Below are 19555 nucleotides of genomic sequence, written 5' to 3'. Positions count from 1 at the left end.
CGTAGCGCCGCCCTCGCGGAGGTATCCGGGGAGGCTCAGAACGCCTCCCGTGCGCGCGCGTAGTTGTCGCCCCAGCGGTCGCGGTGCGGCTTCCCCGGCCGACCTTCGGTGAGGGACCGACCGAGGTCCGGGTGCTGCGGGACCTGTCGCTGGTGATTCCGCAGGGACAGTTCTGCTCACTGATGGGCCCGAGCGGGTCGGGGAAGAGCACGCTGCTGCATCTCGTCGCCGGTCTCACGCGGCTGACCGCGGGCGAGATCGAGGTGGGCGAGTATCGCCTGTCGGGGATGGACGATCGCGCGCTCGCGCTGCTGCGTCGCCGCGAGCTCGGATTCGTCTTCCAGTTCTTCCACCTGCTCCCGTACCTCACGGCCGAGGAGAACGTCGCCCTCCCCCTTCTCCTCGACGGGCGCTCCGCCACCCACATCCAGGACCGCACCGATCGCATGCTGACGCTCGTCGGGCTCGACGACCGCCGGCACCACAAGCCCTCGCAGCTCTCGGGCGGCCAAATGCAGCGGGTCGCGATCGCGCGCGCGCTGGTCGCCGGGCCGCGGCTGCTGCTGGCCGACGAGCCCACCGGCAACCTCGACTCGATCGCGGCCGGCGACATCATGTCGCTGCTGCGCGAGTGCAACGCGACCTTCGGGATCACCATCCTGATGGTCACCCACGACCCGGTCTGCGCCTCGCACGGGCAGCGCATCGTGCGCATGCGGGACGGGCAGATCGTCGAAGACATCGACGTCGACGAGACGGAGCGCGGCCCGCTGCGCCCCGGGGCGGAGGCGTCGTGAGGCAGGAGATCGGCTCATGGTGGCACGCCGTCCGCCGCTCACGCTCGCGTTCGAACCCCGGTTCTGCGCGAACCACGTCGTCGACCTGACCGCCGGCTGCACCTTCGGCTGTCTGTACTGCCCGTTCGCCGACGTGCGGGCGCGGGCCACGGGCGTACCGGCGCCGCTCGCCGTCGACATGCAGCCGCTGCCCGGCCTGCCGGCGCCGGCGACGGTCATGCTGAGCCCGGCGAGCGATCCCTTCGCGCCGCAGGCGGCGGCCCGCACGCACGCGCTGCTGGCGCACCTGCTGCCGCGCGGCACCGTGGTCGGGCTGCTCACGAAGGGCACCATCCCGCGGCGCACGCTCGACCTCCTCGCCGCGTACGCGCCGCAGGTGGAGGGCGTGGGCATCGGCCTGACCAGCCTCGACGACGCGCGCAATCGCCGGCTCGAGCCCGGCTGCCCGCCGGCACGCGCCCGGCTCGAAACGCTCGCCCGCGTGGTCCGGCGCGGGCTGCCGTGCGCGCTGCGGCTCGACCCCATCTTCCCCGACCTCGACGACGCCGACGACGCCCTCGCCGCCCTGGTCGACGCCGCGGCCGCGCGCGGCGCCACGGGCGTGACGGCCACCTATCTCTTCGCCTTCGGCCGCGCGCGCCGGCGCCTGCGGCACGAGCCGCTCGCTGCCGCGAGCCTCGCCTGCCTCATCGAACGTGCGCCGATGGAGGGCGGCGTCGCGTTCAGCGTCCCCCTCGCGCGCAAGCTCGCGACCTACGCCCGCCTGGCCGCGCTGTGCGCGGCGCGCGGGATGCGCTTCAGCACCTGCGGGTGCAAGGATCTCCGGGTGCGGGACGCCGGCGATTTCGTCACGCGCTGCCGCAACACCGAGTACCTCGCAGCGGCTACTCGTAACGCAGGCTGTCCAGCACCGGCGCGCGTAACGCCCGTCGCGCCGACAGCTGTCCCGCGATGACGGCCACCGTCCCGGCCAGCGCCATGCACCAGACCGCCGTCAGCGTCGGGAAGTGGAACTCGAGGATGTAGCCGATCAGGATGCGGAAGTTGACGCGCACCCACAGGAGCGAGGTCACGATACCGAGCAGCGTCCCGAGCACCGCCCCGGACAGGCCGATGACGAGCGCCTCCAGGCGGATGGCGCGGGCGATGCGCGGCGCATCGGCGCCGATGGCGCGGAAGATGCCGATCTCCTGCCGCCGCTCGATGATCTGCGTCGTCAGCAGGTCGACGATGCCCGCCAGCGTCACCGCCACGACCAGCAGCTGGATCGCGTAGGTGAAGACGAAGGCGCGATCGACCATGCCCTGGTGGTAGGCCAGCGTCTGCCCCACGGTCAGGACCTTCACGCGAAAGCCGTCGCCGAGCGCGGCGAGGATGCCCGAGCGGACGGCGTCGAGCGACGCGCCGGGCGCGAGGTAGACGTTGAAGTGGCTCACCTGCCGATCGCCCCAGAGCGCCGCGAGACGGTCACGCGAGAGGATCACCGAGCCCTGATCTCCGCTGTAGTCCGCCGACACGATGCCCGTGACACGGAACGGCGTGCTGCCCGCCGGCGCCGGCACGACGATCTCGTCTCCCACCGCGAGGCCGAAGCGATCGGCGAGGTTGTCCGAGACGACGACGCCGTCCTCCCCGCGCACCGCCGCGATCGCAGCCTCGGCATCGCCGGCGACGAACTGGCGCCGAAACTGCGGCGTGTCGATGAACCCGGGCGAGACCGCCACCATCGCGATCCGCCCCTCCCGAAACGCCTGCCCCTGCAGGACGCGATAGCTCTCGACCCGCGCCACGCCGGGGACCGTCGCGATGCGCTCGCCCACGCGCGGACTGAGCGGTGATTCGAGCCACCCGCCTTCGGTCGCCACGGAGGAGACCACGAGGTCTCCCGTCAGGATGAACCAGTTGCGCTCCGACTCGCGAAAGCTGAGCGCGACCGACGACACGGCCAGCGCGACCGTGAGGCTGAGCCCGATGACGGCCGTGGTGACGCCGGTTCGCCCCGGCGAACGCGTGAGGCTCTCGACGGCCATGCGTCCCTCCAGCCCGAAGACCCGCGGCAGCGCGACCGCGAGGACGCGGCACACCCCGCTCATCAGCGGAATCGAGAGGATCACCGCCGCCAGGTACCAGAGCGACGCGCCGACGTTACCCCACACCACGGACCGCGTCGCATGCTCGGCCCAGATGCTGACCAGCGACAGCACCACGATCGCACCGCCGGCGACGAGGAGCAGCCGATTCGGCGCCGTGATCGCGAGCTTCTCGCGGAAGTCGGGCTTCATCAGCTCGAGCGGATCGAGCCGGCTCGCCTTGCGCGCCGGCACCATGGCCGCCGCGACCGCGCTGCCCGTCCCCAGCGCCAGGTACCATCCGAGCGCCGCCCAGGTCACGGTGAAGTCCTCGACCGAGAAGCGCGCCTGGTAGATCACGCCCATCGACTGCGCGACGAGGTGCAGCAGCACGCGGGCCAGCCCGAGCCCGACCCCGATGCCGACGACCGAAGCCACTGCGCCGATCAGCAGGGCCTCCAGCACCACCAGCCCGAAGATCGCCCGGCGCTCGGCGCCGATGGCGAGCAGCACCGCGAGATCGCGCGCCCGCTGCGTCACCGCCGTCGCGCTGGTGTTGTAGACGATGAAGACCCCCGCGAGGAGACAGAGCAGGCTGAGCCCGTCCAGCATGGCCTGGAACGCGCCGATGACGCGCTCGAAGCGCTCGCCGCGCGACGCCGGCCGCATCACCGTGAGCGAGTCCGGCAGCGCATCCGCGAGCCGGGCGCGGACGCCCTCGACCAGCCGATCCGAGCGTACGAGCACGTCGACCTGATCGACCCGCCCCTCCTTCGCGAGCACCCGCTGCGCCGCCGGCAGGTCCATCACCGCGAGGTTGCCGCCGAAGATGGTCGCGAGGCCTTCCGCGCGCAGGAGCCGTCGCACGCGCAACGCCTGCACGCCCGTCGGCCCGGCGAACGCGACGCGATCCCCGACGCGAATGCCGCGCCGGCTGGCGTACTCCTCGGTCAGGAACACGGACGTGGGGTCGTTCAGCAGCTCGAGCTCGTCGACGTCGTCGCCGACGACCGCCACGTCGTACGAGTCGATCGCCTCGGACACCAGGTCGACGCCGAAGAGCTGGAGCACTTCGCCCGTGCCGTCGTCGGCGACGAGCGTTCCCCGCACCAGGCCGAACGCGTGCGAGACGTCGCGATCCCCGGCGACGATCGGGACGAGCGCCTCGTCGAAGCCGATCTCGCCCGTCCCCAGCACGACCTGGAGCGCGGCTTTGCCCGCAGCCCGCTCGAGCGACGCACGGAAGTTCGAGAGGACGCTGGCGTTGATGATCCCGAGGGCGGCGATCAGGGCGACGCCGATCGCGATCCCGCCGATCATCAGCGCCAGCCGCCCGACGGCGGCGCGATAATCGCGCAGACTCACCTGACGGAGCAGGCCGACCATGGCCGCGCATACCCGGCCCGTCGCTCGCGCGGCAAGCGCCACCCTCGTCCGCACCGAACTAGCCCGGCCGCTCCCTGCTCGCACCGGCGCGATGCCCCGCGCAGATACTCCGCCGCGCACTAGCTCCGCTTGATTCTATCTGTCCGTCTAGCATTGACTTCGAATGCGCACTCGCGTATCCACGCGCCGCCGCGGTGCCGCGCGGCACAGAGGGAGGGAACAGGACATGGCATCGGATGGTCTCGGCAGCTTCTCGCAGCTCCACGTCCTCGTCGCCGACGCCGACCCCCGGTCGGCGTCGGCGATCCGCCAGGCGCTGGCGGCCCGGGACGGCGCCCCGCAGCTCGTGCTCGCCACCACGCTGCGCGGCGCGCTCGGCGCGCTTCGCGGCCCGCGCGTCGCCTGCATCGTCACCGACGTGCATCTCCCGGACGCCGCCGGTGAGCCGGTGGTGCGGCGGCTCCGGCAGGCGCGCCCCGACGTGCCCATCCTCGCCTGCGGCGACGACGCGACCGCCGGTCTGGCGGTGGAAGCGCTCAAGCAGGGGGCGGTCGACTTCGTGCGCAAGCCGCTCGACGCGGCCGACGTCGCCCTGCGGCTCGAGGAGACGTTGGGGCGCGCGGTTCTGGCGCAGGTCGACCAGGCCGGCGGCCTCGCGACGCCGGCGGCGTCCGCGAGCGTGAGCGCGCCCGCCGACTTCGTCGCCACCTCGCCCGCCATGCGCCAGGTCCTGCTGCTCGCGGAGCGGGCGGCACGCAGCAACGTCCCCGTGCTCCTCGAAGGTGAGACGGGCACCGGCAAGGAGGTGCTCGCGCGCGCCGTCCACGCGCAGAGCGCCCGCCGCGGGGCCCCGTTCGTCGCCCAGAACTGCGGCGCCCTCAGCGAGACGCTCCTCGAGAGCGAGCTCTTCGGCCACGTCCGCGGCGCCTTCACCGGCGCCGAGCGGGATCGCAACGGGCTGTTCGCCGAGGCCGGCGAGGGCACCGTGTTCCTCGACGAGATCGGCGAGGCGCCGCCCGCCGTCCAGGTGAAGCTGCTGCGCGTCCTCCAGGGCGGCGAGGTGAAGGCCGTCGGGGCGGACCGCGCCTACTCGGTGCGCGCCCGCATCGTGGCGGCGACGAACCGCGCGCTCGGCACCGAAGTCGAGGCCGGCCGCTTCCGCCGCGACCTCTACTACCGGCTCGCCGTCTTCCCGATCCGCGTCCCGCCGCTGCGCCATCGTGCCGCCGAGGTGCCGGAGCTCGCGGCGCGCTTCCTCGCGCGCTGCGAGCGCGAGGAGCGCCGCCAGACCGGCGGCTTCACGCCCGAGGCGCTCGACGCCCTCGTCGCCTACCCGTGGCCGGGCAACGTCCGCGAGCTCGAGCACGAGGTGCATCGGCTCGTCCTCACCGTGCCGAACGACCAGCGTATCCGCCCGCACCATCTGGCCTCCCGCATCCGCGACGCCCGCCACGCGCCGCAGACCGCGGAGCCGCTCGCCCGCCTGATGGCGCGCGTCGAGCTGGCGCTCATCCGCCAGCGCCTCCAGGAGCTGCCGACCAAGGCCGCCGCCGCGCGCAGCCTCGGCATCACGCGCGAGGCGCTCTACGGCAAGCTGCGGCGGCTCGGGCTGCCGACACGCGGGCGTGCATGAGGACGAAGCAGGCCCAGGGAAACATGCGATCCACGTCGCCGGCAGGTGGGATCGGCCTGACGCCACGGTGCGTCGGCAGGCCACGTATCCCCCTAGATTCTCTTCGTGATTCTCTTCGTGCTGGCACCCACCCATGCGTGCCTGAATCGGTCGCAAACCGAGAATCCACGCATAAGTGCGAGATTTAGTTGACTAAATCAGATGTGAACACGATGATGCATCCAGCGCGCATACGTCACTCAGGAGGGGAGACAATCCGGTGGTTGAAGAGGCGGTCGAGCGGCGGGTGGACTGGGGGCTGTGGATGCGCGGGTTGGGCGCGAATGCGCGGCGGCTCCGCGAGCAGGTCGGACTCACGCAGCAGCAGCTCGCCGACATTGCGGGCGTGAGCCAGGGCGCGATCAGCCGGCTCGAGCTCGGCGTCGGACTCGCCACCCCGTTTCTCGTGGTGTTCCGCGTGCACGTGGCGTTGCGCGACCTCTTCGCGCGGCTCGATCCGGCGATCCTCTCGGACGAGGCACGCAAGCTCCTCGACATCGATCTCCGGCTCGGCGACGACGCCGACGGCTCGCGCTTCACCAGCGTCGCGATGTTCGCCGATCCGAGCCTCACCGTGCTGCTCGACGTCTACCGGCGCATCGAGCCCGGCCGTCGCGAGCAGTTCCTGGCCGTCGTCGAGAGCGTCGCCGCCGCGTTCACCAGCGCGTCGAGCGCGGCGCCGGCGCCGTCGGCCGCGCTCGAAGCCCGCTGACGGCGCGGCCGGCGCTCAGTCGCGCCGGCGTGTCCCACCCGCCTTCGCGCCCGCGGCCTCACCGCCGAGCGGGCTACCCGGCTCGAGGCAGATGAGGCGCACGCGCCCGGTCGCCGCGAGGCGGCCGTCGGCGTCGTGGATCTCGGCCTGCCAGAGCTGCGTCTTGCGGCCGCGCGTCAGCGGCGTCGCGGTGACGCGGACCCGGCCCGCGCGCACGGCGCGCAGGAAGCTGGTGTGGTTCTCGACGCCGACCACGAGCAGCCCGCGCGCCATCGCGTCGAGGCCGGCGCCGGTGGAGCACACGCTCTCGACGACGCTGCAGTGCACGCCGCCGTGCACGATGCCGTACGGCTGGTGGTGCGCCGGCGTGACCTCGTACTCGGCGACGACGCGCTCGCGCGTGGCCTCCCGGTAGCGCAGGCCGACGGCGCGGTCCCAGCCGCACGGGTCGGCGTTCAGTGCCGCGGCGGCGTCGGGTGACGGGGTCGTGTCGGGCATGGGCGCGTCGTAGCCGCTGCGGCGCGCCGGCACCAGCACGGCGGGGCGTCACGGCGGATGTCTTGGGTCGCGGCGGGACCGGGTATAAGCGCAAGCCATGCGCGAACCCGCTGCCCCGCCCTCCCCGATGCTCGTCTTCGAGGCCATCACCGCCTATCAGCGCACCGCCGCGATCCGGGCCGCGATCCAGCTCGACGTGTTCACCGCCGTCGGCGAAGGTCCGGCGACGCCGCTCGCGATCGCCGAGCGCTGCGGCGCCGCCGAGCGCGGCATCCGCATCCTGTGCGACCGGCTCGTCGTCGACGGCTTCCTCACCAAGACGGACGGGAGCTACGGCCTCTCGCCCACGGCCGCAGCGTTCCTCGACACCCGCTCGCCGGCCTGCCTGGCGCCGATGGTGGAGTTCCTCACCGGCGAGATGGTGACGACGGCCTACGACCGCCTCACCGACGCCGTCCGCCGCGGCGGCACGGCCCTCGACGGCGCGGGCTCGCTCGACCCCGAGCATCCGACGTGGGTGCAGTTCGCGCGCGCGATGGCGCCGAGCGCCGGCTTCACCGCGAGCCTGCTGCCGGCGCTCCTCGGGCCGATCGAGGGCACCATCCTCGACGTCGCCGCCGGTCACGGGCTCTATGGCATCACGCTGGCGCGCGAGAACGCGAAGGCGCGCGTGGTCGCGCAGGACTGGCGCAGCGTCCTCGCCGTCGCCGAGGAGAACGCCCGCCAGGCCGGCGTCGCCGACCGCTTCACGACCCTGCCCGGCAGCGCGTTCGACGTCGACTTCGGCACCGGTCACGCCGTGGTGCTGCTGACGAACTTCCTCCACCACTTCGCCCCCGAGACCAACGCCGCGCTGCTGCGCAAGGTGCTTGCGGCGCTCGCACCCGGCGGACGCGCGGTCGCGGTCGAGTTCGTGCCCGACGCCGACCGCGTCACGCCGCCCGAAGCGGGCGCGTTCGCGCTCACGATGCTCGCCACGACCCCCACGGGCGACGCGTGGACGCACGCCGAGTACGACGCCATGTTCCGCGCCGCCGGGTTCGCGCAGGGCGCCACCCTGCACGAGCTGGCGCCGACGCCGCAGCGGTGCCTGGTCGCGGTGCGTTGAGGCCTGCGACCAGAGGGAGTCCGACGAAAGGGGGATTCACGCAGTCGCGTCGCGGTGCTATCGCCGGAACGTCCGCCGGCGGACGGGTGACTGCATGGTGGTGGAACCGCTTCGTGTGCGCGTCGTGCGGGCGATGGCCTGCGCTCTCGGTCTCGACGTCGACGATCTCGGCGACGACCTGCGGCTCGCCGACGACCTCGGGCTCGACGAGCTCGCAGTCCTCGAGCTGGTGCAGGCCGTCGAGCAGGCGACCGGCCTCTGCTTCTCCGAAGCCGCGATCGACGCGCTCCACACGTGCGGCGACGTCGTGGCCACCTGCGTGACGCTGACGGCCCCGATCGCCGTGCGGCCGGAGCCCGTCGCCTCGGTGCGCATCACGCACCGGCGCGGCGACGGCGCCATCGTCGGGCGGATGGCGCTCACCCCGTATGCGCTCGAAGACCTGGCGCAGGCGGCGCACGCGGCGCACGTCGAGATATGGGTCGCACCCGAGGACCGCGACACGATCGCGTCCCTGCTGGCGCGGCTCCACGCGCCGATCGTGCTGCGGATCGACACGCGGCCGCCGCCGCTGGCGGAGGCCGACGACGCCGAGGCGCCGGCGCTCGCGGTCGTCGCCGAGCTGGCGACGCGCATCGGCACGCTCCTCCATGAGCTCCAGCAGGAGCGCGGCCTCACCTGCCTCGAGCTCGCCGCGCCCGCGCCCGCGCTGCACCGCGAGCTGACGGTGCAGCGCGAAGCCACCGCCAACGCCGTCGACGCGCTGGGTGACTTCTTCGCCCGCACGGAGACGCAGCTGCCGGACGCGGTGCGCGCGCCGGCCGCGCGTGCGCTCGGCGCGCTCGCGCAGCTCGACGTGGTACGGCGTCTCGCCGACGCCGGCGCCCCGCTCGGCCGCGTGATCCACGCCGCGACCTGGCTCGACGAGCAGCTGGTCGCGGTCGCAGCGTCGCTCGCGTCGGTGACGCCCGACGCCGAATGGGGCCGGATCGCGAAGGGATACCTCGCGCTGCTGCGCGCCCGCGAGAGCACCGCGCTGGAGCGCGCCGAGCTGGCCGGCGCCGCCGCGACGGGCACCCTCGCCCCGGGACAAGATGCGGTGCTGGCAGCGCTGCTCGCCGCGCAGCGCGCTTTCCTCACGCTCTTCGCCGAAAGCGCGGCGGCGAGCGTGGATCTCCCGCTCGATGAGGCGGAGCGCGTGGAGTCGCTCGTGCTCGAGCATCCCGCGCCGCGCACGTTCCCGGTCGATCGCGACACGTGGAACCGTGCCATGGCCGGCAAGCTGGCGTGCCTGCGCGCGCTGGAGGACGTCCAGCTCGCAGCCCTACGCCAGCGCGCCGCGCTCACCGCGGGCCACGCCTGAACCCGACGAAGCTCCGACCGCTCAGCGCTGCGAGCCGGGCACGCTCTGCGAGCCGTGTCCGCCGCCGATGCCCTGCGAGAACGAGTTGGCGGCGGCATCGAGCACCGACAGGAAGCCCTGTCGCTCGCGCTCCGGGAGACTCTGGTAGACGCGGATGATGCGCTCCACTCCCGGATCACGCAGCAGCGGGAACAGGCGTGAGCCCATCTCCTCGACGGGTGGCGACACGAGCGTCGCCGCATCGAGGATGGCGCGCACGTCGTCGGTGAGCAGCTCGGGATCGATCTGTCGCAGCGCTCGCGTGATCACCAGCTGGAGCTTCAGGAAGGTGAGCACCGGCGTGGCCATGCCGCGTCCTGCCTCGACGCGGCTCACCGCACCCTGGCTCACGCCGGCCAGCCGAGCGATCTGCTCCTGCGACAACCCGAGGAACTCACGTGCGCGCCGGACCTGCGTCCCTGCCTGCCGGATCCAGCCTGCCCAATCGGGTCGCTTCGCGTTCGGGTCCATCAATGGAAGCCTGGGGACCTGCACTGTCGATACGTAGTATGCAACTGCTGTGCCCCGCGACGCGGACGCGAATGTCCGCGCTCCGTCTGGATCCGAGCGGTGCATGGAAGGAACCGCGGTTCCCGTTCCTCCAACCGCGCGGCCTTCGGGTTCTCACGGCACCTCACGGAGTAACGCCGCCATGGCGGCGTCGAACGCGGCCGGGTTGGCGAGGTTCACGACGTGGCCAGCGTCGGGAACCACGACGAGTCGCGCGCGCGGTATCCGCGAGGCGAGTGCATGCGAAGGTGCCAGGGAGGCAGCGTCGCCTTTCCCGGCTACGACCAAAGTCGGAGCCGACACCGACGAAAGGGCGGCGATCGTCTCGACCGACGGCTGCCGCGCGATCACGCCGCGCAGCGTGTGTACGAGACCGTGCGGCGGGTGTTCGAGAAAGCCCAGCCGCACGAGGCGCGCGCCGCGCTCGTCGAGCCCCGAGTCGGGCCCCCAGACGAAATGCGCACCCGCCGCCTCGAGGCCGTCGCGCTCGATCGCATCGGCGAAGCGCTCGGCGATCGCCGTGAAGCCCGTCGGCCACGTGGGGCCCGACGGATACGACGCCAGGACGAGCGCCCGCACCCGCGCCGGATACGCGAGCGCGAAGCGCAGGGCCGTCGCCGCGCCCATCGAGAGCCCGCCGACGACGGCGCGATCGACGCCGGCGCCGTCGACCACGGCGCGCAGATCGTCGACGAAGGTCTCGGGCGTGTACGCCGCCGCGTCGTCGGGGGCTTCGCTGCGCGCATGACCGCGTGCGTCGTAGCGGGCCACGTATGCGACGGCGCGGAAGGCGCGTACCTGCGGGTTCCAGTTGCGCGCGCTGCCGCCGAACCCGTGCGCGAGAACGATCGGCGTCCCCGCGCCGTCCGCATCGACGTGGAGCCGCACGCCCATCGGCGTCCGACCTAGCACGCACACCGGGACGCTTCGACGGCGCGCCGGTTGAGCCGCGGGCCGGTCCAGCGATACAGCGGAGGCATGCGTCGCGCCGCCGCCCTCGCCGCCGTCCTCGCCGCCTCCGTTGCGCGAGCGGCGGGACCGGCGATCACGCACGGCGTCACCGTCGGCGAGGTAGGCGCGACCGGCGCGCGGGTCTGGGCGCGGTGCGCGACGCCGGGACGGCTCGTCGTCGCGCGCGACGGCGCGCCCCCGGTGACGGCGGCGGTCGACGCGAGCGGCGATCAGGCCGCGACCGTCACGCTCACGGGCCTGACGGCGGCGACGCCCCACCTGCTGCGCGTCCACTGCGAAGATGCCCGGGGGCGTTCCGGCCGCGTCGTCGTGCGCCCGTTCACGACCGCGCCGGAGGCCACCGCGTCGCAGCGGGTCCGCCTCGCCTGGCTCGGCGACCTCGGCGGGCAGAACGTCTGCGCCGACCGCGCGCGCGGCTATCCGGCGCTGGAGGCGGTGGCGGCCGAGCGTCCCGACGTCGTCGTCGGCCTCGGCGACATGATCTACGCCGACGACGCCTGCCTGGCGCGCGGCCGCTACGGCAACGCGCAGCGCCCGGGTCCGCCGCCGGCGACCGACCTGGACGGCTTCCGCGCGCACTGGCGCTACAACCTGGACGACCCCCACCTCCAGCGCCTGCGCGGCGCCGCCGCCTGGATCGCCGTGCAGGACGACCACGACATCGCCGACGACGCGGACGCCGGGCACCCGCTCCTCGCCGACGCCACGCGCGCCGCCGCGGACTGGAACCCGCAGCCCGCGGACACGCCGTGGCGCAGCGCACGCTGGGGCCGCCACCTCGAGCTGTTCGTCCTCGACCTGCGCTCGCAGCGCGCCCCCAACACGACGCCGCCGCCCGCTTCCATGCTCGGCGCCGCGCAGCGGGCCTGGCTCGCGCGCGCCGTCGCCGCCAGCGACGCCACCTGGAAGGTGGTCGTCTCGAGCGTCCCCATCGCCGTCCCGACCGGGCGCGACGGCGCACGCGACGGCTGGGCCGGCGGCGCGTTCCAGCCCGAGCTGCTGAGCCTGCTCGGCGGCTGGAAGGACGCCCGCGTGCGCAACCTCGTCTGGATCACCACCGACATCCACTTCGCGACGGTCCTGCGCCACCGCCCGTTCGCCGACGACGTCTCCTTCACGGTCCTCGAGCTGGCGAGCGGACCGATCACCGCCGGCATCTTCCCGCGCGACGCGCTCGACGAGACGACCCGTCCCGAGCGCCTCTTCTTCCTCGGCCCGGCGTCGCCCGACGCCGTGCGCTCGTTCGACGAGGCGATGCGCTGGTTCAACTTCGGCATCCTCGACGTCGACGCGGGCGGCCGCCTCGCGGCCGAGATCATCGACGGCACCGGCGCCACGCGCTGGGCCCTCGCGCTCGAGCCGGTGTGCTCGCGCTGCAGCCGCTAGCGCGCTATCGGGAGCCTCGCATGGGCACGACGCTGTTCGAGAACGCGACGCTGCTCGACGTCGAGGCCGGCGTCCTGCGGCCCGGCACGGCCGTCCTCGTCGAGGGCGAGCGCATCCGCGAGGTCTCCGACGTGCCGATCACGGCGTCCGGCGCGCGGCGCATCGACGTGCGCGGCCGCACGCTCATGCCCGGCCTGATCGACGCGCACGTCCACGTCACCCTCACGACGATGGACATCGGCGCCATGGCGCGCCGGCCGCTCATGCTCGTCGCACAGGAAGCGCGCGTCATCCTGGAGAGCATGCTCCGGCGCGGCTTCACGACCGTGCGCGACACCGGCGGCGCCGACCACGGCCTCGTGCGCGCGATCGAGAACGGGCTGATCCGCGGGCCGCGCGTCTTCCACTCCGGCCGCGTCCTCAGCCAGACCGGCGGCCACGGCGACTTCCGCCCGCTCGACGACCATCCGCACCTCTGCGCCTGCGCGATCCATTCGAGCGCCTTCGCGCACGTCGTCGACGGCGCCGACGCCGTCCGCCGCGCGGCGCGCGAGGAGCTGCGCCGCGGCGCACGGCAGCTGAAGCTCATGGCCTCGGGCGGCGTCGCGTCGCCCCACGACCCGATCTGGGTGCTCCAGTTCTCGCCCGAGGAGATGGCCGCGGCGGTGGCCGAGGCGCGGAGCTGGCGAACGTACGTCTGCGCCCATGCCTACACGCCCGAGGCGATCGCGCGCGCCGTGCGCGCCGGCGTGCGCTCGATCGAGCACGGCAACCTGCTCGACGCGGCGACCGCGCGCCTCATGGCCGAGCACGAGGCGTTCCTCGTGCCGACCCTCGTCACCTATCGGAAGATCGTCGAGCTGGGCGCGGCGCTCGGCTTCCCGGCCACCGGGCTCGCGAAGGTGCGCGACGTCGCCGAGCACGGGCTCGGCTCGCTCGAGATCGCGGCGCGCGCCGGCGTGCCGATCGGCTTCGGCACCGATCTCCTCGGCGAGACGCACGCCTTCCAATCGGACGAGCTCGCCATCCGCGCCCAGGTGATGGCGCCGATCGACGTCCTCCGCTCGGCGACCGTGGTGAACGCCGCGCTCCTGCAGCGGCCCGGCACGCTCGGCGTCGTGAAGCCGGGAGCGCTCGCCGACCTCCTCGTCGTCGACGGCGACCCGCTGCGCGACCTCGGCGTCCTCGGCGGCCAGGGCGAGCGCATCGCGCTCGTCATGCGCGGCGGCGACGTCCTCGTGCGGCAGGACGGGTGACGGCGCCGCGCATGCCGCGTCGCACGCCGCTCGGTGCCGCGGCCGCCGCGACCCTCGTCGTCGTGGCCGCGCTCGCGGCCTGCCGGCCCGTGTCGAGCGGCCGTACCGCGGACGGCTGCGCCATCGGCGAGAACGTCGTCGGCGGCATCGCCGAGCCGGCGGCCACGGTCGTCGTCGTGCCGGAGCGCAAGAAGGCCTGGGAGGCGTCGGTCGGCGGCGAGCTGGCGGCGCGGCCACTGGTGCGCGCGCGCCTGCGGGCTGGCCAGCGCGCGGCCGCTGTATGCCGCCGCACGCTGCCCGCGGACGACGCCGGCCTTCGCGCGCCGCGTCGCCGAGGACACCTGGCGCGGCCTCGCGGCGCTCGTCGATCGCGCGCACGGCCTGCCGATCGACCACGTCCATCTCGCGCCGGCGGACGCCGGCGTGCCGCCGGTCGGCGACTACACCAACGTCACCACGGTGGGGCTGTGGATGGTCGCCCTCGTCGGCGCGACCGATCTCGGGCTCGTGACGCCGGACGGCGCGCGGGCGCGGCTGCGCACGCTGCTCTCGACGCTCGAGCGGCTCGAGACCCATGCCGGGCTCTTCTACAACTACTACGACACCACGACGCTCGAGCGCACGAGCAACCTCCTGTCGTTCGTCGACACCGCCTGGCTCACGACCGGCCTGATCCTCGTGCGCCAGGCCTTTCCCGATCTCGCCGCGCGCGCCTCGGCGCTGATCGCGCAGGGAGACTGGCGACGCTTCTACGATCCCGCCACCGGCCTCATGTACCACGGCTGGTGGGTGAGCCCGCCGGGCCCGTCGCGCTACCATTACGGCGTGCTGTACGCCGAGTCGCGGCTCGGCAGCGTGCTCGCGATCGGCAAGGGCGACGCCCCCGAGTCGCACTGGTTCCGCATGACGCGCACCTACCCCGCGGCCTGCACGTGGCAGACGCAGGCGCCGCACGACCGGCGCGAGAAGACGGTACGCGGCACCACGTTCTTCGGCGGCCACTACGAGGACGGCGGCGGCGCCTACGTGCCGTCGTGGGGCGGCAGCATGTTCGAGGCGCTCATGCCGACGCTGGTCCTGGACGAGCCCGCGCTGGCGCCGAAGAGCCTCGGCGCCAACGCGCGCGCGCACGTCGCCGTGCAGCGCCGCAGCCTCCTCGGGCCGCCCGACGCCCGCGTGTGGGGCGCCTCGCCGAGCCTGCGCCCCGACGGCGCGGGCTATGGCGAGTACGGCGTGCGCGCGCTGGGCATGATCGGCTACCAGGGAGGCGTCGTGACGCCGCACGCGCTCGCCCTCGCCACGGCCGTCGAGCCCGCCGCCGCCCTCGCCGCGCTGCGCACGATCGCCACCACCTGGGACGCCTACGGCGACTTCGGCTTCTACGACGCCGTCGATCCCGCGACGGGCGCGGTCGCGAGGAGCTGGCTCGTGCTCGACCAGGCGATGACGTTCATCGCCCTCGCGAACCACCTCTGCGGCGGCTGCGTGCGCGCGCGCTTCGCCGCCGACCCCGTCGTACAGGCCGCGCTCCCCGTCCTCGCCGCCGAGGACTTCTTCGACTGATGGCCCGCGTCGCGCTCGAGCACGTCGACAAGACGTTCCCCGGCGGCACGCGCGCGATCGCCGACGTCTCGCTCGACGTCGGCGACGCCGAGCTGCTGGTGCTGGTCGGTCCGTCGGGCTGCGGCAAGTCGACGATCCTGCGCCTCGTCGCCGGCCTCGAGACGGCGACCGCCGGCACGATCCGCCTCGGCGACCGGGTGGTCGACGACGTACCGCCGCAGGAGCGCAACGTCGCCATGGTGTTCCAGGACTACGCGCTCTATCCGCACATGACGGCGCGCAAGAACCTGGGCTTCCCGCTGCGCATGCGGCGGCTGCCGCACGCCGAGGTGGCGGCGAAGGTCGAGCGCGTCGCGGCGCTGCTCGACATCGGCCCGCTCCTCGACCGCCTGCCGAAGCAGCTCTCGGGCGGCCAGCGCCAGCGCGTCGCCATGGGCCGCGCGCTCGTGCGCGAGCCGGCCGCGTCGCTGTTCGACGAGCCGCTCTCGAACCTCGATCCGCGGCTGCGCAGCGCCGTGCGGGCCGAGATCCAGGAGCTCCAGGCGCGCACGCGCACGACGATGCTCTACGTCACGCACGACCAGGTCGAGGCGATGACGCTCGGCCACCGCGTGGCGGTGATGGACAAGGGCCGCGTCCAGCAGGTGGCGCGGCCGCGCGAGCTCTACACCGCGCCGGCGAACGTCATGGTCGCGGGCTTCATCGGCAACCCGCCCATGAACCTCTTCCCCGCCCGCCTGATGGAGGGCGGCCTGCGCGTCGGCAGCGGACGCCTGCCGCTGGCCGCGGCGCCCCCCGCCGCGGGCGAGGGCTGGACCGCCGGCGTGCGACCGGAGGGGCTGGCGCTCGCGGCGGCGGACGCCCGTGACGCGGTCGCGGGCGAGGTCGCCTACGTCGAGAGCCTCGGTCACGAGACGCTGGTGCACGTGCGCGTCCCCGAGCTCGGGACGCCGCTCGTGGCCCGCCTCGCCGGCATGCCGGCGCTCGCGCCCGGGCAGCGCGTCGGGCTCGCGGCCGCGCCGGAGGCGATCCACCTGTTCGACGCCGACGGTCGCCTCGCGCGCTGATCCGCCGACGCGCGCGCCGTGGCGCCCGACCCTCCCCGAGCGGGCCACCCTCGCACAGGGCACAGACCCGTCGACCTCCTTCCGTGGACGGGCCTGCTCCTGGTATGCGCGCCAGCCATGCAACGAGGCTCCCTCACCATCGCGGTCCCTCGCGAGACCGCCGCGGGCGAACGCCGCGTCGCGTTGACGCCGGACGCCGTCGCCGCTCTCGTGAAGCTCGGGCTCGCCGTCGTGGTGGAGCGCGGCGCCGGCGACGGCGCCGCCCATGCCGACGCGGCGTACGAGAAGGCCGGCGCCACCATCGCCCCCGACGCCGCCGCGACGCTGGCCGGCGCCACGGTGGTGGTGAAGGTCCAGAAGCCGACCGCGGCCGAAGCGGAGCAGCTGCCCGAGGGCTGCGTGCTGATCGCCTTCCTCCAGGCGCTGACCAGCCCCGAGCTGATCCGCACGCTCGCCGCCCGCCGCATCACGAGCTTCGGCATGGAGGCGATCCCGCGCATCAGCCGCGCGCAGAAGATGGACGCGCTGTCGTCGCAGGCGAACCTCGCCGGCTACAAGGCCGTGCTGATCGCCGCCGCCTCGCTGCCGAAGTTCTTCCCCATGCTGATGACGGCGGCGGGCACCGTCTTCGCGGCGCGCGTGCTGGTGCTCGGCGCCGGCGTCGCGGGGCTGCAGGCGATCGCGACGGCGCGCCGGCTCGGCGCCCAGGTCTGGGGCTACGACGTGCGCGCGGCGGCGGCCGAGCAGGTCGAGAGCCTCGGGGCGAAGTTCCTGGCCTTCGACATCGGCGTCGCCGACGCCGAGGACAAGGGCGGCTACGCGACGGCGCTGTCGGCCGACGCCGCGCAGCGCCAGCAGCAGCAGCTGGCCGCGAAGATCGCCGACTTCGACGTCGTGGTGACGACCGCGCTGGTGCCCGGCCGCGCCGCCCCGCGGCTCGTGCCCGCCGCGAGCGTCGCCGCGATGCGCCCCGGCTCGGTCATCGTCGACCTCGCCGCCGAGGCCGGCGGCAACTGCGAGCTCACCGAGGCCGACGAGACGGTCGTCGTCCACGGCGTCACCATCCACGGGCCGACGAATCTGCCCGCGACGATGCCCGTCCATGCGAGCCAGCTCTATGCCCGCAACGTCACCGAGCTGCTGCGCGAGCTGGTGAAGGACGGGGCGCTCGCGCTCGACTTCGAGGACGAGGTCCTCCGGGGCGCCTGCATCACGCACGCCGGCGCGATCACGAACCAGGCGGCAGCCGCCGCGGCGGGGGCGTCGGCATGACGACCGATCTCGAAGTCGGCCTCTACATCTTCATGCTGGCCGGGTTCCTCGGCTACCACATCATCACGCGGGTCCCCCCGCTGCTGCACACGCCGCTCATGTCGGCGACCAACGCGATCGCCGCCATCTCGCTGGTCGGCTCGCTGGTCGTCGCCGGCGGCGACTACAGCGACGTCGAGAACGGCTGGATCTGCACGCTGCTCGGCTTCATCGCCGTCGCCTGCTCGTCGACCAACGCGGTCGGCGGCTTCCTCATCACCGACCGCATGCTGCGCATGTTCAAGACGGCCGAGGAGCGCGCCCGCGGCGTCAAACGGCCGGTCGAGCTGCAGGCGTTCGCGTTCGTGGTCGCGCTCTTCGGCAGCATCGCCGCCATCCTCTACTGGACGCGGCCCACCGACATGACGATGGGAGACTACCTCCATCATCACGTCGCCCCCGAGGCGCTGCGCTACGCCTACATCGCCTCGGCCGCGATGTTCGTGCTCGGCCTGAAGGGCCTCAGCTCGCCGAAGTGGGCGCGCTCCGGCATCGCGCTGGCCGCGCTCGGCATGCTGCTCGCCGTCGTCGGTACGCTCTTCCACGAGCACATCGTCACCTACACCTGGATCGTCATCGGGCTCGCGATCGGCACGGTGATCGGCGCCTGGATGGGCCTCAGCATCCCGATGACCGCCGTGCCGCAACGCACGGCGATCTCGCACTCGCTGGGCGCGCTCGCCGCGTGTCTCGTCGGCGTGTCGGAGTACTTCCGCTTCCAGGGCGCGCTCGATCGCGTGACGCTGACGGCGCTGTCGTTCGAGGTCGTGGTCGGCGGCCTCACCTTCACGGGCAGCCTCATCGCCGCGGCCAAGCTCCAGGAGATCATGCAGGGCCGGCCGATCACCTACAAAGGCCAGAACCTCATCAGCATGACCCTGCTGGCGATCATCGTCGGCTCGGCCGGCTGGCTCGTCTACACGCAGGCGGCGACGCCGTTCTTCTACGTGATGGTGGCGCTGGCGTTCGTCTTCGGCATCCTGCTCGTGGTGCCGATCGGCGCGGCCGACATGCCCGTCGTCATCGCGCTCCTCAACTCCTACGGCGGCCTCGCCGATGCCGCCATGGGCTTCATGCTGTCGAACAAGATCCAGATCATCACGGGATCGCTCGACGGCACGTCCGGCTTCCTCCTGGCGCTGCTCATGTGCCGCGCGATGAACCGCTCGGCCGCGAACGTGCTCTTCGGCGCGTTCGGCTCGGTGTCGGAGGACGACGTCGCCGCCGCGGCCGAGTCGAAGGGCACCGTGCGCAGCATCACCGCCGACGAGACGGCCGTGCTCTTCGAAACGGCGCAGAACGTCGTCGTGGTGCCCGGCTACGGCATGGCCGTCGCCCAGGCGCAGCACGCGGTCGCCGAGCTCGGCAACATCCTGCGCGAGCGCGGCGCCACGGTGCGCTACGCGATCCACCCGGTCGCCGGGCGCATGCCCGGCCACATGAACGTGCTCCTCGCCGAGGCGAACGTCCCCTACGACCAGCTGGTCGAGATGGAGGCGATCAACCCGTCGTTCCCCGAGGCCGACATCGTCCTCGTCGTCGGCGCGAACGACGTGACCAACCCCGCCGCGCGCACCAACAAGGCGAGCCCGCTCTACGGCATGCCGATCCTCGAGGTCGACCGCGCCAAGTCGATCATCGTGCTGAAGCGCTCCATGCGCCCCGGCTTCGCCGGCGTCGACAACGAGCTCTACTACGACGAGAAGTGCCTCATGCTGTTCGGCGACGCGAAGGACAGCATCACCAAGCTGATCAGCGAGATGAAGTCGCTGCTCTGACGCGGGCGGGACGCACCGGCGCCACGGCCTGAGGGCGGACCCCGGCCGAGAGGCGCCGCCCCCATTGT

16 protein-coding genes are annotated in these 19555 nt (G+C 73.4%); 12 read left to right on the top strand and 4 right to left on the bottom strand.

Features of this window, described 5'->3' with window-relative positions:
- The first annotated feature begins 83 nt into the window (after positions 1-83).
- Positions 84-797 (top strand): ABC transporter ATP-binding protein, encoded by a 714-nt coding sequence (locus tag KIT14_22545; protein MCW5893304.1) that lies wholly within the window; start codon positions 84-86, stop codon positions 795-797.
- Positions 798-813: 16 nt separating this feature from the next.
- Entirely contained in the window at positions 814-1752 is a 939-nt protein-coding gene (locus tag KIT14_22540) for a radical SAM protein (protein MCW5893303.1), read from the top strand.
- On the opposite strand, the gene KIT14_22535 is transcribed toward KIT14_22540, so the two are convergent.
- Complete coding sequence (locus KIT14_22535; GenBank protein MCW5893302.1) at positions 1682-4252, bottom strand: ABC transporter permease; 2571 nt, start codon at positions 4250-4252, stop codon at positions 1682-1684. The genes KIT14_22540 and KIT14_22535 overlap by 71 nt on opposite strands.
- 226 nt (positions 4253-4478) lie before the next feature.
- Here KIT14_22535 and KIT14_22530 point away from each other — a divergent pair, with 226 nt between their 5' ends.
- Both KIT14_22530 and KIT14_22525 read left to right on the top strand, forming a co-directional pair.
- The gene (locus KIT14_22530; GenBank protein MCW5893301.1) at positions 4479-5885 is read left to right on the top strand and encodes a sigma-54-dependent Fis family transcriptional regulator; all 1407 of its coding nucleotides are present in this window, start codon (positions 4479-4481) and stop codon (positions 5883-5885) included.
- Positions 5886-6183: 298 nt separating this feature from the next.
- A complete protein-coding gene (locus KIT14_22525) occupies positions 6184-6636 on the top strand; it encodes a helix-turn-helix transcriptional regulator (GenBank protein ID MCW5893300.1) in 453 nt (150 codons plus the stop codon).
- A 15-nt stretch (positions 6637-6651) separates the two neighbouring features.
- On the opposite strand, the gene KIT14_22520 is transcribed toward KIT14_22525, so the two are convergent.
- Complete coding sequence (locus KIT14_22520; GenBank protein MCW5893299.1) at positions 6652-7134, bottom strand: PaaI family thioesterase; 483 nt, start codon at positions 7132-7134, stop codon at positions 6652-6654.
- Positions 7135-7231: 97 nt separating this feature from the next.
- Between KIT14_22520 and KIT14_22515 the strand changes: the two genes are divergently transcribed.
- Both KIT14_22515 and KIT14_22510 read left to right on the top strand, forming a co-directional pair.
- Positions 7232-8242, top strand: a complete 1011-nt coding sequence (locus tag KIT14_22515; GenBank protein ID MCW5893298.1) for a class I SAM-dependent methyltransferase — start codon at positions 7232-7234, stop codon at positions 8240-8242.
- A 94-nt stretch (positions 8243-8336) separates the two neighbouring features.
- A complete protein-coding gene (locus KIT14_22510) occupies positions 8337-9605 on the top strand; it encodes a nitrate- and nitrite sensing domain-containing protein (GenBank protein MCW5893297.1) in 1269 nt (422 codons plus the stop codon).
- A gap of 21 nt (positions 9606-9626) precedes the next feature.
- Here the strand turns inward: KIT14_22510 and KIT14_22505 are convergent, their stop codons facing one another.
- Both KIT14_22505 and KIT14_22500 read right to left on the bottom strand, forming a co-directional pair.
- Positions 9627-10115 carry a helix-turn-helix domain-containing protein gene (locus tag KIT14_22505; GenBank protein ID MCW5893296.1) on the bottom strand — a complete coding sequence of 163 codons (489 nt, stop codon included), beginning with the start codon at positions 10113-10115 and terminating at the stop codon, positions 9627-9629.
- A 153-nt stretch (positions 10116-10268) separates the two neighbouring features.
- Positions 10269-11048: an alpha/beta fold hydrolase gene (locus KIT14_22500; GenBank protein MCW5893295.1), complete on the bottom strand. Its 780-nt coding sequence runs from the start codon at positions 11046-11048 to the stop codon at positions 10269-10271.
- An 84-nt stretch (positions 11049-11132) separates the two neighbouring features.
- Here KIT14_22500 and KIT14_22495 point away from each other — a divergent pair, with 84 nt between their 5' ends.
- From KIT14_22495 to KIT14_22470, 6 genes are all read left to right on the top strand, one after another.
- Positions 11133-12512, top strand: coding sequence for an alkaline phosphatase D family protein (locus tag KIT14_22495; GenBank protein ID MCW5893294.1), 1380 nt, complete (start codon positions 11133-11135; stop codon positions 12510-12512).
- 20 nt (positions 12513-12532) lie between these two features.
- The gene (locus tag KIT14_22490) at positions 12533-13768 is read left to right on the top strand and encodes an amidohydrolase family protein (GenBank protein MCW5893293.1); all 1236 of its coding nucleotides are present in this window, start codon (positions 12533-12535) and stop codon (positions 13766-13768) included.
- Positions 13769-14191: 423 nt separating this feature from the next.
- Positions 14192-15331: a DUF3131 domain-containing protein gene (locus tag KIT14_22485; GenBank protein ID MCW5893292.1), complete on the top strand. Its 1140-nt coding sequence runs from the start codon at positions 14192-14194 to the stop codon at positions 15329-15331.
- Positions 15331-16398 carry an ABC transporter ATP-binding protein gene (locus KIT14_22480; protein ID MCW5893291.1) on the top strand — a complete coding sequence of 356 codons (1068 nt, stop codon included), beginning with the start codon at positions 15331-15333 and terminating at the stop codon, positions 16396-16398. The genes KIT14_22485 and KIT14_22480 overlap by 1 nt, the downstream gene beginning before the upstream one ends.
- A 117-nt stretch (positions 16399-16515) precedes the next feature.
- Positions 16516-17670 carry a Re/Si-specific NAD(P)(+) transhydrogenase subunit alpha gene (locus KIT14_22475; GenBank protein ID MCW5893290.1) on the top strand — a complete coding sequence of 385 codons (1155 nt, stop codon included), beginning with the start codon at positions 16516-16518 and terminating at the stop codon, positions 17668-17670.
- Positions 17667-19487: an NAD(P)(+) transhydrogenase (Re/Si-specific) subunit beta gene (locus KIT14_22470; GenBank protein ID MCW5893289.1), complete on the top strand. Its 1821-nt coding sequence runs from the start codon at positions 17667-17669 to the stop codon at positions 19485-19487. Before KIT14_22475 ends, KIT14_22470 begins: the two co-directional genes overlap by 4 nt.
- Positions 19488-19555: the final 68 nt, after the last annotated feature.

Source organism: bacterium (assembly GCA_026129405.1).
Classification (GTDB): Bacteria; Desulfobacterota; Binatia; order DP-6; family DP-6; genus JAHCID01.
Note: the sequence above shows the minus strand (reverse complement) of the source record. Positions and strands in the feature narration are given on the sequence as shown.

Bases quoted from the DNA above. Each gene is read 5' to 3' on its own strand.
- KIT14_22540 (MCW5893303.1), top strand. From the start codon at position 814: ATGGTGGCACGCCGTCCGCCGCTCACGCTCGCGTTCGAACCCCGGTTC.
- KIT14_22535 (MCW5893302.1), bottom strand. From the start codon at position 4,252: ATGGTCGGCCTGCTCCGTCAGGTGAGTCTGCGCGATTATCGCGCCGCC.
- KIT14_22530 (MCW5893301.1), top strand. From the start codon at position 4,479: ATGGCATCGGATGGTCTCGGCAGCTTCTCGCAGCTCCACGTCCTCGTC.
- KIT14_22520 (MCW5893299.1), bottom strand. From the start codon at position 7,134: ATGCCCGACACGACCCCGTCACCCGACGCCGCCGCGGCACTGAACGCC.
- KIT14_22515 (MCW5893298.1), top strand. From the start codon at position 7,232: ATGCGCGAACCCGCTGCCCCGCCCTCCCCGATGCTCGTCTTCGAGGCC.
- KIT14_22510 (MCW5893297.1), top strand. From the start codon at position 8,337: ATGGTGGTGGAACCGCTTCGTGTGCGCGTCGTGCGGGCGATGGCCTGC.
- KIT14_22505 (MCW5893296.1), bottom strand. From the start codon at position 10,115: ATGGACCCGAACGCGAAGCGACCCGATTGGGCAGGCTGGATCCGGCAG.
- KIT14_22500 (MCW5893295.1), bottom strand. From the start codon at position 11,048: ATGGGCGTGCGGCTCCACGTCGATGCGGACGGCGCGGGGACGCCGATC.
- KIT14_22495 (MCW5893294.1), top strand. From the start codon at position 11,133: ATGCGTCGCGCCGCCGCCCTCGCCGCCGTCCTCGCCGCCTCCGTTGCG.
- KIT14_22490 (MCW5893293.1), top strand. From the start codon at position 12,533: ATGGGCACGACGCTGTTCGAGAACGCGACGCTGCTCGACGTCGAGGCC.
- KIT14_22480 (MCW5893291.1), top strand. From the start codon at position 15,331: ATGGCCCGCGTCGCGCTCGAGCACGTCGACAAGACGTTCCCCGGCGGC.
- KIT14_22475 (MCW5893290.1), top strand. From the start codon at position 16,516: ATGCAACGAGGCTCCCTCACCATCGCGGTCCCTCGCGAGACCGCCGCG.
- KIT14_22470 (MCW5893289.1), top strand. From the start codon at position 17,667: ATGACGACCGATCTCGAAGTCGGCCTCTACATCTTCATGCTGGCCGGG.